Origin of the sequence: Streptomyces sp. YIM 121038 (assembly GCF_006088715.1) — a bacterium.
GTDB lineage: Bacteria > Actinomycetota > Actinomycetes > Streptomycetales > Streptomycetaceae > Streptomyces.
Genome location: NZ_CP030771.1, coordinates 9,305,550 through 9,318,322 on the forward strand (window position 1 = coordinate 9,305,550; position 12,773 = coordinate 9,318,322).

The following is a 12,773-nucleotide window of genomic DNA, read 5'->3' on the forward strand; positions in this document are numbered from 1 at the left end:
CCGAGCCCCCCATGAGACGGACAGGACGGACAGACGCACCCCATGACCCTGCGGCACAGAGCCGAGCGAGCCGTCCGCGACGCACTCGCCCGCATCCCCGCCACCACGACCACGCACCACGCCCGCGCGACGCTGGAAGCCCAGCTGCCGAAGCTCACCGCCCCGCTGCGGATCGCGGTCGCCGGACGCGTGAGCTCCGGCAAGTCCACCCTGGTCAACGCGCTCATCGGCGCCCCCGTAGCCCTGACCGGCAGCGCCCCGCTCACCCTGGTGGTCAGCGTGCTGCGCCACGGGGACCGTACGGCGCTGACCGTCCACCACAAGGACGGGCCGCCGACGCACCTCGAAGGCCTCGGCCGGATCGAGGAGTTCACGGCCCGCGGACACCAGCCGGAGGGACCGCGCCCCGTCGACCACGTCGAGGTGTTCGGCCCGCACCCCTGTCTGCGGCAGTTCGACCTCGTCGACACGCCCGGCTTCGACTCGCCCCACGCCCAGGACACCCAAGAGGCGATGCGCGCCCTGGGCGTCGACCGGGAGTCGGTGGCCGCCTCCTCGGCCGCCGGGCTCCGCGGCGCCGACGCCGTGATCGCCGTCCTCAACAGCGACGTGACCGCGCCCGACGCCGACGTGCTGCGCCGCTTCCACGACGCCGACGGCACCGGCTTCTCGCCGACGCCCGTCACCTCCATCGGCGTCCTGACGAAGGTCGAGCTCCTGTGGCCCGGCGAGATCGGGCAGCCGGTCGACGACCCCCGCGACACCGCGCGCAAGCACGCCCGCCGCATCATGGCGTCCGCGCACACCGCGCGCATGTTCCACGACGTACGCCCCCTCTGCGGCCGACTGGCGGCGGGCGCGGCCGCGTTCGACCCCGAGGACGACTTCGAGGCGCTGCACGCCCTGGCGGGCGTGGACCAGGCCGCACTGGACCTGCGGCTCTGCCATCTGTCCGGCTTCGCGTCCGCCACCGACCTGCCCCTGCCCGCCGACCGGCGCCGCCGCCTCGCCGGCCTCTTCACTCCGTACGGTGTGTCCCTGGCCTGCCGTCTGCTGCGGGAGGGCGTGGACCGGCCCGCCGTACTGCGCAGGGAACTCGAAGAGCGCAGCGGGATCACCGCGCTGCGCCGGGAGCTGACGGAGCGGTTCGCCGCCCGCAGCGACCTGATCAAGGTGGCCCGGGTGATCGAGGAGATACGCGGCCTTCCGGCGCTCCTCGCGCCGGACACCTCCGACCGGGACCACGACCTCGTCGTACGGGTGGTGGAGGCGATCACGGGCCTGGAACACTCCGAGCCCGCCTTCATGGAGTTCGACCTCCTGCTGCGGCACTACACCGGACGGTTGCGGCTGTCCGAGGGCGAGGCGCAGGAGCTGGAGCGCGTCACCGGCGAGCGCGGCAGCACGGTGGCGGCCCGCCTCGGCCTCGCACCCGAGACGGCCCCGGCCGCCCTCGAACGCGCCGTGCTGGACCGCCTGGCCCACTGGAACGGCCCGCGACCCCCGCAGGAGCCGGGCGGCAGAACCGTGGCCCACGTCCTCAAGCGCCGCTACGACGAGGTGTATCACCGGCTGCGGCGGGCCCGGGCCCTCCTGGACGACGTGCCGGCGCACGAGGAGGAGCCGACGCCGCGGGGACGGGCCCCGGCAGGGCCCGTGCCCCTCCCCGACGCCCCGGGCCCCGTCGACGACGGCCGCGTCGGCGGCGCGCCCGTCCTCGTGGTCGACCTGGGCACGACCACGTCCTCGGCGGTCCTGCTCGGCGACGGCAGGACGCGCCTGCTGAAGGAACCCGGCACCGGACGGGACTGGTGGCCCACCGCGGTGTACGACGACGGGCAGCTCCTCGTCGGCTCCGTCGCCGAGGCCCGCAGGGCGGGCGGCCCGGACCGCTTCCGCACCGAGTTCAAACCCGAGATCGGCAGCCCCGTCCCGGTGCTGCGCGGCCCCGGGGGCGCGCACACGGCCGAGGACCTCGCGGTGGCCGTCCTCGCCGCCTTCCGCCGCCGCGCGTCGGCGCTCCCCGGCGGCGTTCCCGCCAGGCTGCTCGTCACGGTGCCCGCGCGGACCGCCGGGCGACGGCGCGACGCGATGATCCGCGCGGGCGAACGAGCCGGCTTCACCGACGTCGAACTCCTCGAAGAGCCCGTGGCCGCCGCCCTCGCCCCGTCGGACGGCGGGCCCTGGCCACCCGGCAGCACCGTGCTCGTGTACGACCTCGGCGGCGGCACCTTCGACGCGGCCCTCGTCGGCATCGGCGACAGTGGCCACACCCTCCTCGGCACCGCGGGCCTCGCCGACGGTCACGGCGGCCGGGACATCGACGCCGCGATCGTGCGCGAGATGACCCCGGCCATGGAGGACTGGCTGCGGGCCGAACCCGAACGCGCCGCGCACCGCGACCAGTTGGCCCACCTCACCCTCCGCTCGGCCGTCCGGCTCAAGCACGGCCTCGCGGCCGAGGACTGCCCCGTGGAGACCGTCGTCCCCGGCATGCCGCCGCAGGGCCTGAGCCGCAAACGCCTGGGGCAGCTCACCGAAGAGCTGCTGGCCGGCACGGTCGTCTGCTGCCGCACCCTGCTGGCCGAGACCGGAGTGGATCCGCGGGACGTCGACGTCCTGCTGGTCGGCGGCAGCACCCAGATGCCGTCGGTACGCCCGTATCTGGAGCGGCGCCTCGGCACCCGCGTGCCGGTCCGCTCCGCCCTCGACCCGGTGCTCGCCGTCGTCGAGGGAGCCGTGACCTGGGCCGAGGGCATCGGGCAGCGCCGGATCGCCGCCGACGGCCCCTCCTCGCTGCGCGCGCCCCTGTCCTGGACGCTGCCGGGCGGCCGGGCGACCCTGGTGCGCTGGTTCGCCGCCGGGGGAGCCGCCTACCGCCCCGGCGCGGCCCTGGCCCGGGTGCGCCTCGCCGACAACAGCCTCTTCGACCTGCACGCGCGGACGGGGGGCCGTATCGAGCAGCACCACGTGTGGCCCGGCGACACCCTGTACTCGGGTACGTGGCTGGCCACGGCACTGCGCCCGGCGGGCCCGGAAGACCTCCTGCCCCGCCCGCGGGAGGTCCTGCGCTCGCCCGGCGTCGTCACCGCACTGGCCGTCGCCCCGGACGGCCGCCACGTGGCCCTCGCCGTACGGGAAGGCCCCGAGGACTCCGTGCTCCGGCTCCTGGACGCCCTCACCGGGGACACCAGGCACGAACTCCGGATCCGCGGACGGGTTCTGTCGGCGGCCTGGTCCTGCCCGGGGACATGGCCGGTCTTCGGCGTCTCGGGGTCCGAGCGGTCCGCGCACAGCGTGTGCGCCCTGGCCGCCCCGGCCGCCGGCGGTACGCCGGCGCGGCTGCGGCAGCTGGCGGAGCAGCCCGCCGCCGTGCTGGCCCTCGCCCAACTGCCCGGCGGGCGGGAGGTCGTGGTCCTCGGCGGCGACGGCGTCCTGCGGCGCGTGGACACGACGACGGGGCGGAACCGGGCGGTCGCCGAGTTCCCGCACCGCCCGACCGTGCTCGCGGTGGATGACGACGGGGCGAGAGCCGTGGTGGCCGGGGGCGGCGGACACCGGGGCGTCGTGCACGTCGTCGGTCTCGCGGACGGCGGCCGGCGGTCGTCCTGGCCGCTGCCGGCGCAGATCAGAGGTCTGGCCTGCGGCCCGGGCAACGACGTCCTGGCGGGCGGCGTGACCTCCGACGACCACGGGTTCGTCGGACATCTGGGGCAGGGCGAGAGGCTCATGCCCTCCCGCGCGCAGCCGGTGCGGGCCGTCGCGGTCTCGCGGGACGGGGCCCTGCTGGCGGCGGTCGCGGCCGACGGCGAGGCCTGTGTCGGCGGGGCCCGGGGCCGCGGCACCTGGGCCCGCCCCCAGTACCCGGACACCCCCGTCGCCCTGGCCTTCTCGCCCGACGGCCACTGCCTCCACATCGCGGGCGACGCCGGACTGCGCACGTGGGCCCTCACCGAGGCGCACCACCCGGCGGGCGACGAGCCCGCCGCCCCGACCGCACCGCGACAGGAGCCCACCAGCCATGACACCTGACGAGGCCCGCACCCCCAGGCCCGCTTCCGCCTCGGACCGGGCTCCTGAGCCCCCGGCGTCCGACAGCCACCCGCCCCTGGCCCCGCACACCCTGACGGACCTGTTCGCCTCCGCCCGCAGGAGAGCGGTCCAGCCCGCGAACCTGAGCCCCGCGTACGGGATCGGACAGACGGTCGGCAACGCGATCGACGACGTACGCCGCGGCCTGGACAGGAAGCGACTGGATCCGCACACCCGCTACCAGCTCACCCACCTGCTCGACGCGCTGAGCACCGCGGTGACGGAGACCGTCCGCACGGTCCTCGCCCAGCAGCCCGGAGCGGAGCGCGGGCCACAGGCCGACGAGGAGGAGCACAAGGGCCGCCTCGGGGACAGACTGAGGCGGGGCGGGGGAAGGCAGCGGAACCGCCCGGCCGCCGAAGCGCGGTGGCCCGCCGCTCCCCGTCCTTCGCCCGCCCCGGCCCTCGACGCGGTCGGCAAGGCGCTGCCGCACGTCGAGAAGGCGTTCGGCAGACAGCCCCCGACGACCGGGCCGCCCGCCCCGCCCTGGTACGAGCACGAGGTCATGATGGAGCTGATCCAGGACCTGGTCAGCCTCCGCGAGCGGGGGCGCGCGGAGCGGATCTGGGACCGCGTCGGCGTGTTCCGGGAACTCCTGCGCGCCCAGGGCATCGAGATCCTCGCGTACGACCCGCGGCTCCGGCCGGAGCAGCAGGCGGACGCCTTCCACCTGGAGCAGGCGACGCAGGACGCCGCGTGCCGGTACGAGACGGACCTGCCCGCGCTCGTCATGCACCCCGACGGCGACGACCGCCGGGTCCTCGTACGGGGCAGGGCCCTCCGCCTGCCCGCGACCACCGCTCGCACCCCTCGGACCACCGCTCAGGGCAAGGAGAACGACCGATGACGCCGCTGGAACCGACACCGGAGGACAGGCCGGAGGGCACGTCGGAGAATGGGCCGGAGGGCAACAGGAGCCTCGTCATCGGGTTCGACCTGGGCCACGGGGAGACCGCCGTGGCCACCCTGTGGTCGACCGCCGACGGAGAGCCGCACGTGGAGGACATCTCCCGCACCCCCAGCCGCGTACACCCCACCGTCGTCGCCCTCTGCCGGGCGGCGGACGACGGCTGGGCGGAGGACCACGACACCGGAGGAACGACCCTGGTCGGGGAGCCGTGCTTCACCGTGCTGCCCGCGCGCCTAGCCCGCGTCCCCGAGGCCCCGCCGGACGGTCTCGTACCGGGCGCCCCGGAGTTCTACATGGCGTTCAAGCACGCCGGGCTCGACGCGCGGGCGCGGCGGGCGACGGACCTGTTCATCCGGCAGGTCGCCCGGGAACTCGCCCTGGAACGGACCGAGGGCGTCGAGACCTGCGGCATCCTCAAGATCACGCCCGGGACACGGCTGCACTGGGTCTTCGGCGTCCCGTCCGGGTGGGACGAGGAGGAGTTCGAGGAGTACGAGCGGCTGCTCCGCTCCGCCGTGACCGGTCTCTTCCCCGGCCAGAGCGTGGAGTTGGTGCCCGAGTCGCGTGCCGCGATGCTCTACGCCAAGGAGTCCGAGGAGTTCAAGACCGGCGATCAGCACCTGATGGGAGCCGTCGCCGGGCGCGGCACGGTGCTGGTGCTGGACATGGGGTCCCTGACGACGGACTACACCTTCGTTTCCGGCATGAGCGAGCTGCCCGTCGCCGACTGGAACTCCCGCTTCGGCGCCTCGCTCATCGAGGAGGAGCTGCTGCGCCGCGTCGTGGCCGACCACCGTGACAGCGCCCTCCTGAAGGAAGCGCTCGCGGACGACCCCCTTCAGCGCGCACGCCTCGAGTTCGCCTGCCGTCATGCCAAGGAGCGGTACTTCGGGCTCTCTCCCGACCAGCTGCGGCTGAACCCCGGCCCGCGGCGCCTGGGGGGCGACGACGTCATCGCCCGGTCGGGGGAGCTGATAGAGGTCTCCATCCGGCTCTCGCCGCCGCTGATGGACGACATCCTCGACGCGCGCCTGGACGTCCTGGGCCGCTCCTGGCGCGCGGCGTTCCGCGAGGCGGTCGAAGGGGTGCGCGAGAAGCTGGTGAAGGAGACCGGGAAACCGCCCGACGTCGTGCTGATGACCGGCGGGGCGTCCCGGATGCGGTTCGCGCAGGAGATCTGCCTCGACGTCTTCGAAGCGGCGGAGGGCGGCACCCGGGTGCTGCTCGGAGTCCGCCCCGAGCACGCGATCGCCAAGGGCCTGGCCATCGCGGGCCGCACGCGCCGCCGGGTCGAGGGGTTCCTGGAGGAGGTGGAGGTGTTCGCCCGCGACCGCGTCCCCGCCGTCATCGGCGACAACCTGGAGTCCCTCGGCCTGGCCCTCGGCAAGGTCACCGTGGACGGCATCGTCGACGACCAGGTCTGCCCCGCCGTCGTACGGTGGCGCGACGGCGAGCTGCGGCTGCTCACGGACATCGCCATGGAGGTGGCGGGCAAGCGCGAGGCGTACCTCAAGAGCCCGGCCGGGCAGGCGAAGCTGAAAGAGGTCACCCGTGCCTGGTACGCGGAGGTCACCGCGGTGATCGACCGCGAGGCCGCGGCGATCGCGCACCGGTACGGGATCCCGACGGAACCCCTGCGGGTCTCGCCCTTCGGTCCCGCGGCGACGACACCCCGGCCCGACGTCAACCTCCAACCGCTCCTCGACACGCTGGACTCGATCCTCAGCCTGGTCGCGGGCTGGATGACCTCCATGACGGCGGGGGCGGCCCTCGGGGTCATCTCGGCGGCGTCGCAGGGCGCCGCCGGGGCCGGAGCGGCCGCCGCGGCGTCCAACCCGATCGGCTGGATCGTCGGTTCCATCGTGGCGGCCGTGGCCGTGGTGATCGGCATCTGGATGGGCAAGGACGCCCTGATGAAGTGGATCTCCAACGCCGACATCGCCGGACCGCTGCGCAAGCTCAACCGGGAGAAGACCCTCCTCAAGAAGATCCGCACCCAGGCCGACGAGGACCGTCTGGAGGCGAGGGCGGCCGAGGACTTCGCGCGCCACTTCGCCGAAAGCCACCGCGAGACGATCGTCGCCCGTCTGGCCGCCGCGGTCGGGGCCCAACTGACGAAGGCGGCACGGGAGGCGGCCCTCCTGATCGACCGCCGTCCAGAACCTGCGTGACACCCGGCGGGCGCTCCCCGTCGGCGTAGGCAGTACGGGACGGCGCCTGCGAGCGCCCGCTCCCGCTCCGGCAGGGGGCCGGGGGGGCGCACCCTCGTTTCCCGTCCGCCGTCGAGGGAACCCGACCGGCACACCGACGGAGAGCCGGCACCGCCCGACGGCGCCGCCGCTCTCCTGCCCGTCTCCCCACGCGAGAGAAGTTGAAGCGCCGTGACCGCGCGCACCAGCACCGAGAACGTCCTGCGTCTGCACGAGACCGGCTGGGCGAAGGCCCGCCGCCTGCGCGGGAAGAGCGTGCGCACCTGTCTGCCTCCCCTGTCGGACGAAGGAGCCCGTTCCTCGACGCGGGTGAGCCCGGAGGGGAACATCGTCCGGGGCGACGACTGAGGAGCCGACTGGTACCGACTCACCCCGCGGACTCGGGCGGCGCGCCGACCCGTCAGGCCGGTGGGGGAGTGCCCGCCGCCCGGAGGTGTGCGATGCCGTTGTCGAGGGCCGCCTTGAGGTGGGTCGAGTCGCCGGTGGACATCATGATGGTCACGCCGCCCTGGATGCCCGCGAGGAGTGCGGCGGCCTCCCGGTCCACGTCGAGGGACGGCGGGACCAGGCCCTTCGCCCGGAGGGCGCGCACGCCCCGGGCGATGTCCCGCTGCCACTGCCGCATGAGCTCCGTGACGATCGCCCGAGCGCCCGGCCCCGACCGCCCGACCTGGAGGAACAGCGAGCCCAACGGGCATGCGTCACCCTGGCGTTCATAGCGTTCCACCACGGCGTCCCGCCACTCCCGCCACGACTCCCACGTGTCGAGGCGGCCCAGGTGGGGCTGCTGGTCGTCCAGGATGCGGTCGGCCTCGAACCGGGCGACCGCGAGGAGCAGTTGGTCCTTCCCCTCGGGGAAGTAGTGGAACAGCTGGCTCTTGCTGGTGCCGGTACGGGCGCGGATGTCATCGAGCGTCGCGACGGCGACACCCTGCTCGCGCAACACCTCGGCCGCCCCCTCGACGATGCGCCCACGGGTGGCACGCCCCTTCGCGGTCAACGTGTCCGGCATCGCGGCTCCCCTCCGTACCCGAAGGGCCCACACTACGGCCTCACTGTGCCCCGGCCGGAGGCGGAGCGGTGTGCTTCGCCGCGTTCGGGTGGACGGCATCGCGGAGCGTCCGCAGGTTGGTGACCAGGTCGGCCAGTTGCTCCGGGGTGAACAGGCCGGTGAACCAGCGCTCGATGCCGTCGAGGTGTTCGCCCAGCACTCCGTGCAGCCGCTCCGCGCCCTCCGGGGTCAGGACGGCGTAGGTGCTGCGCCGGTCATCGGGGCTCGATGCGCGGCGGACGAGGCCGCCGCGTTGCAGACGGTCCACCGCGCGCGTGACGCCGCTGGTCGACAGGGAGAGCTGCGCGGCCAGGTCGGTCATCCGCAACTGCCTGCCCGGGGAGCGGCTCAGGCGGGTCAAGGCGTCGAAGTCCAGGGACGACAGCCCTGACCGCTCCAGGGTCGGAGCCAGTTTCGCGCTCAGCCCGGCATGGGCTTCGAAGAACAGGCCTGCCGCGGTCAGCCGGGGGTCGTCGAAGACATCGGAATCCATGCTCCGCATCCTAACCCCAGGTGATTGCCGTGCGGATAGTTGACGTGCGGAATATCCCTGCGGTAGAAATCTGCTTGCCGCGTGGAAATTCCGCACCGCAACTAAATGGGGTTCGTGCGCCGACGGTGCTCGACCGCGGGCCCCCTCCACCAGAACGAGGAGTTCACCACCATGACCACCACCTGGGTCGCAGGCTTCCGCTCCGCCGTGCTCAGCCCGTACGAGACCATCCAGCTCAAGCCCTCCCGCGCATTCCGCGACCAGACGCTGCGCCAGATCCTCCACCTCGACGGCGGAGGCGCGGCGTTGCGCGTCCTCCTCAGCAACGAATACGGCAAGGAACCCTTGGTCATCGGGGCAGCGCGGCTAGGAGTGCGGACCACGGGCGGCGCCGTCGACCCCGCCACCGACACCGCCCTGCGTTTCGGCGGCGAGACACAGGTGGTCATCCCCGTCGGCGAGCGGCTCCACAGCGACCCGGTCGCCCTTGAGGCCCCCGCCGGGACCGACCTGGCGCTGACCCTCCACCTGCCCGAGGACACCGGCCTCGCGACCTACTCCCACACCCCGTCGCAGAACGCCTACCTGCTGCCCGGCAACGCGCTCACCGCGGACTTCACCGAAGCCGAGGAGATCGACGGACGCTACTACGTCACCGGCGTCGACGTCCTCGCTCCCGAAGGCACCGCGATCGCCGTCGCGTTCGGAGACTCCTGGTTCGAGGGCGTCGGCACCTCCACGGGCGCGAACATGCGCTTCCCCGACCAGCTCAACCGCAGGCTCGACCGCGGCTGGGTCGTCAACCAGGGCATCGGCGGCAACCGCCTGCTGACCGACGAGGTCGGCCCGCGCGGCCTGGCCCGCTTCGAGCGCGACGTCCTGAGCGTGCCCGGCGCCACCCACGTGCTCCTCCACTTCGGCCTCAACGACGTGGGCCTGCCCGGCACGGTCGGCGAGCCCCCGGCCACCGCCGAGGACCTCATCGCGGGCTTCACCGCGCTCGCCGACCGTGCGCGTGCGCACGGCCTGACCGTCATCGGCATGACGATGGGCCCCTACGCGGGCACCATCTACCCCGGCGTCGACACCCCCGAAGGCCGCGCGGTGCGACGCGAGGTCAACGCGTGGATCCGTACCTCCACCGCCTTCGACGCCGTCGTCGACGTGGCCGCGGCCGTCCAGGACCCCCAGGCGCCGGACGCCATCCGCCCCGACCTCGACAGCGGCGACCACCTGCACCTCAACGACGCGGGCGCGCACGCGATGGCCGCCGCCGTCGACCTCGCGCGGCTGCGCCTGTGACAGCACGTCACTCGACGCCCCGCCAACGCTCCGCGGCCGCCGACCGGCAGCGCCTTGACAGCCGTCGGTTCCGCAAGTACGTCTCCTTCAAGCCGATTTCGCCCTGACGGGGGGACCGCCCGGAGCGCGGCGCGGGGATCCGTCCTCGGGGCCGCATCGGATGCCGCCCCAGCGGAAAGGCGCGCCCATGAGCTGTTGGCCTCCCTGCTCGGAATGGTGTGAATGCGTCGAGGGCGGGTGCCGGCCGGCGCCGCTCAAGCCCAACGCCGTACGGATCCGCACGCCGGACGGCCGCTGCCTTCAGGCCATCAACGGTCCCACCGCCCACTCCGGGTTCCTCGGCCCGGCCTCCGGCACGCCGGGCACCTGGGAAACCTTCCTGATCGACCAGCCCACGACCTGGCCGGTCCGCAGCGGGGGCCAGATGGTGCTGCGCGCCGTCGACGGCACGTGGCGGCCGCTGCCGGACGTCCTGGTCCGGGTCGACCACGGGGTGCTCGTGCTGCCCCGCAAGAGCAAGAAGGACCCACAGGTGGTCACGTACCAGTTCGGCGGCCGCGACCGTCCCCTGCTGGTGACCTCGCCGTTGGGCCCCGGGCATGCGGGCTATCAGCCCGGTGACTCCAGGGAGTGGACGTTCACGGTCACCAGGGTGGTGGGCGGCAGCCCTTCCCCCGTCGGTACGCCGATCGACACCGGCGACCAGGTGAGCTTCGGCTTCGCCACCCGCAACCGGGCCCAGCCGGAGCGGTTCTGGCGGCTGCGCGACGACGCGAGCCCCCGCCGCGTCGACGGCGACGCCGAGCCCGGCGGCCCGGCCGCCACCCCGTTCACCGTCGAGTTCAACGAGGTCAGGCCCGACCTCGGCTGGCGCCCGCCCGCGGACAGCGCGTGCCGCCGCTGCGCGCACGTCACCGCCGTCGTCACCCGCCGCAGCACCGGCACACCGATCCCCGGAGCCCACGTCGCCGCGCTGCCGCCGAGCGTGCCCTTCGCCGGTGACACCCGACCGAGCCCCACCGACGGCCGCGCCGACCTGACCGCGCCCGTCGACGGCGCCGTCCGCGACTGCGTTCCCGCCGGGCCCATCGAACTCCAGGCCACGGCGAACCGCTTCCAGACCGCGACCGTCAGGGACACCGTTCCCGACCGGGGCGCCGTCGACGTACGGATCCCGATGGACTGCACGATGGTCACCGGGCGCGTCCTCGACTCCGCGGGCAGCCCCATGCCCGGCGAGTGGGTGTTCCTCACCGACGTCCGGGACAACCCGCTCCTCGACCTCGACGGCAATCCGTACCAGACCAGGACCGACCTGGAGGGCCGCTTCTCCTTCGCCTGCGTCCCGCACGGGCAGGTCAAGCTCTCCACCGAGTACGACCCCAGCACCGACAGGACCGTGACCCTCGGCCCCCGCGGCGAGCACGTCGAACTGGTCGTCCAGCTCACCGCCGCCACCGTCGTGGTCCGGGTGGTCGACGCCGACAACAACGACCAGCCGCTCGACGGGGCCACCGTCCGGCTCACCGCCGGCGGCACGGCCCGCACCGCCACCACCGGCGGGGCGCCGCCCCAGGCGACCTTCGCCCGCGTCCAGCCCGCCGGTGCCGCCACGGTACGGGCGACCATGACCGGCTATCTGCCGAGCAGCGTCCCCGCGACCGTCCCGGCCTCCGGAACCGTGACCATCACCGTGCGCCTGCGCCGCGACGTGTCCGTCCAAGCGCCCACGGCGTTCGTGCTCCAGCTCGACTGGGGCGCCCTCCCGCGCGACCTGGACCTGCACTGCTCCGGCCCCGACGGCAGCAACGGGCGCTTCCACTGCCTGTTCAACGCCATGCGGCCCGTCGACTTCGTACGCCTGGACGTCGACGACCGCGACGCCACCGGGCCCGAACGCGTCACCGTCACCCCGGTCGCCGGGGCGTTCGTCCCCGGCGAGTACCGCTGCTGGGTCGACAACTTCTCCGGCGAGCAGACCCTCGCCGCCTCCGGCGCCTCGGTGGCACTGCTCAGCCTCGACGCCGCCGGACTGCCCACGCGGCGCGGCCGCTGGGTCGTCGCGGAGGTCCCCGGCGCCGCGAGCAGGCTCTGGTACGTCACGCGGTTCACCGTCGACGAGCAAGGCGGGCTGACCGTCGACCCCGTCATGACCTACCGGTCCGGGACCTGGGACACCGCCCTCTAGCAGTACGAGATGGAGACCGCCCATGCCCGCCAACCCGCATCAGGCCACGCTCCAGCGCCTGGCCGAACTCCACCGGGCGGACCTGGCCGACCTGCACCAGCAGGCCCGCAGGCTCCGGGAGATGCTGCGCCGCAGGCCGCCCTGGCCCGAGCCGCCGAAGCCGCCGCTGTCACGTGAGGTGCTGAGCGGCGACCTCGCGGGCGTCGAGCGCGCCATCGCCAAACACGACCGGATCGTCGAGCTCGCCCGCGACGAACGCGTCGGCGAGGTGCTGCAAGCCGTCGCCGACGACCCGGACCTCGCCCGGGAGGCGGCAGCGGACCCGTCGGCGTTCGCCGCACGACACGGCATCGACCTGCCCGCCACCCTGGTCGTCACCGTGCTCGTCGCGGGCCGCGACGTGTCCGCGCGCTTCAGCAACGCCGACCCGGACATGCCCTTCGAGGTCGCCTGGACGCGGGACGGCTTCCAGGCGCCGCCGGTGCCGGACCCGCCGCCCGGCCGCGCGGCCGCCGAACCCGTCTGAC

9 protein-coding genes are annotated in these 12,773 nt (G+C 74.1%); 7 read left to right on the forward strand and 2 right to left on the reverse strand.

Going from position 1 to position 12,773, the window contains the following annotated elements:
- Window positions 1–42: 42 nt before the first annotated feature.
- The 4 genes from C9F11_RS39350 (at window position 43) to C9F11_RS47780 (ending at window position 7,560) form a co-directional block, all read left to right on the forward strand.
- On the forward strand, window positions 43–4,032 hold the full coding sequence (locus C9F11_RS39350) for an Hsp70 family protein (protein ID WP_138964841.1): 3,990 nt from the start codon (window positions 43–45) through the stop codon (window positions 4,030–4,032).
- Window positions 4,022–4,939, forward strand: a complete 918-nt coding sequence (locus C9F11_RS39355; protein WP_138964843.1) for a hypothetical protein — start codon at window positions 4,022–4,024, stop codon at window positions 4,937–4,939. The genes C9F11_RS39350 and C9F11_RS39355 overlap by 11 nt, the downstream gene beginning before the upstream one ends.
- Window positions 4,936–7,173 (forward strand): hypothetical protein, encoded by a 2,238-nt coding sequence (locus tag C9F11_RS39360; RefSeq protein ID WP_138964846.1) that lies wholly within the window; start codon window positions 4,936–4,938, stop codon window positions 7,171–7,173. Before C9F11_RS39355 ends, C9F11_RS39360 begins: the two co-directional genes overlap by 4 nt.
- A gap of 210 nt (window positions 7,174–7,383) precedes the next feature.
- On the forward strand, window positions 7,384–7,560 hold the full coding sequence (locus tag C9F11_RS47780; RefSeq protein ID WP_171075997.1) for a hypothetical protein: 177 nt from the start codon (window positions 7,384–7,386) through the stop codon (window positions 7,558–7,560).
- 52 nt (window positions 7,561–7,612) lie between these two features.
- Here the strand turns inward: C9F11_RS47780 and C9F11_RS39365 are convergent, their stop codons facing one another.
- Window positions 7,613–8,224 (reverse strand): TetR/AcrR family transcriptional regulator, encoded by a 612-nt coding sequence (locus C9F11_RS39365; RefSeq protein ID WP_138964848.1) that lies wholly within the window; start codon window positions 8,222–8,224, stop codon window positions 7,613–7,615.
- Between the two features lie 40 nt (window positions 8,225–8,264).
- The gene (locus tag C9F11_RS39370) at window positions 8,265–8,756 is read right to left on the reverse strand and encodes a MarR family transcriptional regulator (protein ID WP_138964850.1); all 492 of its coding nucleotides are present in this window, start codon (window positions 8,754–8,756) and stop codon (window positions 8,265–8,267) included.
- A 171-nt stretch (window positions 8,757–8,927) separates the two neighbouring features.
- Here C9F11_RS39370 and C9F11_RS39375 point away from each other — a divergent pair, with 171 nt between their 5' ends.
- The 3 genes from C9F11_RS39375 (at window position 8,928) to C9F11_RS39385 (ending at window position 12,772) form a co-directional block, all read left to right on the forward strand.
- Window positions 8,928–10,058, forward strand: a complete 1,131-nt coding sequence (locus tag C9F11_RS39375) for a GDSL-type esterase/lipase family protein (protein ID WP_138964852.1) — start codon at window positions 8,928–8,930, stop codon at window positions 10,056–10,058.
- Between the two features lie 187 nt (window positions 10,059–10,245).
- Complete coding sequence (locus tag C9F11_RS39380) at window positions 10,246–12,246, forward strand: carboxypeptidase-like regulatory domain-containing protein (protein WP_171075998.1); 2,001 nt, start codon at window positions 10,246–10,248, stop codon at window positions 12,244–12,246.
- A 22-nt stretch (window positions 12,247–12,268) separates the two neighbouring features.
- Window positions 12,269–12,772: a hypothetical protein gene (locus C9F11_RS39385; RefSeq protein ID WP_138964856.1), complete on the forward strand. Its 504-nt coding sequence runs from the start codon at window positions 12,269–12,271 to the stop codon at window positions 12,770–12,772.
- Window position 12,773 lies beyond the last annotated feature (1 nt).

Coding starts and splice junctions, on each gene's coding strand:
- C9F11_RS39350 (WP_138964841.1), top strand. CDS start 43: ATGACCCTGCGGCACAGAGCCGAGCGAGCCGTCCGCGACGCACTCGCC.
- C9F11_RS39355 (WP_138964843.1), top strand. CDS start 4,022: ATGACACCTGACGAGGCCCGCACCCCCAGGCCCGCTTCCGCCTCGGAC.
- C9F11_RS39360 (WP_138964846.1), top strand. CDS start 4,936: ATGACGCCGCTGGAACCGACACCGGAGGACAGGCCGGAGGGCACGTCG.
- C9F11_RS39365 (WP_138964848.1), bottom strand. CDS start 8,224: ATGCCGGACACGTTGACCGCGAAGGGGCGTGCCACCCGTGGGCGCATC.
- C9F11_RS39370 (WP_138964850.1), bottom strand. CDS start 8,756: ATGGATTCCGATGTCTTCGACGACCCCCGGCTGACCGCGGCAGGCCTG.
- C9F11_RS39375 (WP_138964852.1), top strand. CDS start 8,928: ATGACCACCACCTGGGTCGCAGGCTTCCGCTCCGCCGTGCTCAGCCCG.
- C9F11_RS39380 (WP_171075998.1), top strand. CDS start 10,246: ATGAGCTGTTGGCCTCCCTGCTCGGAATGGTGTGAATGCGTCGAGGGC.
- C9F11_RS39385 (WP_138964856.1), top strand. CDS start 12,269: ATGCCCGCCAACCCGCATCAGGCCACGCTCCAGCGCCTGGCCGAACTC.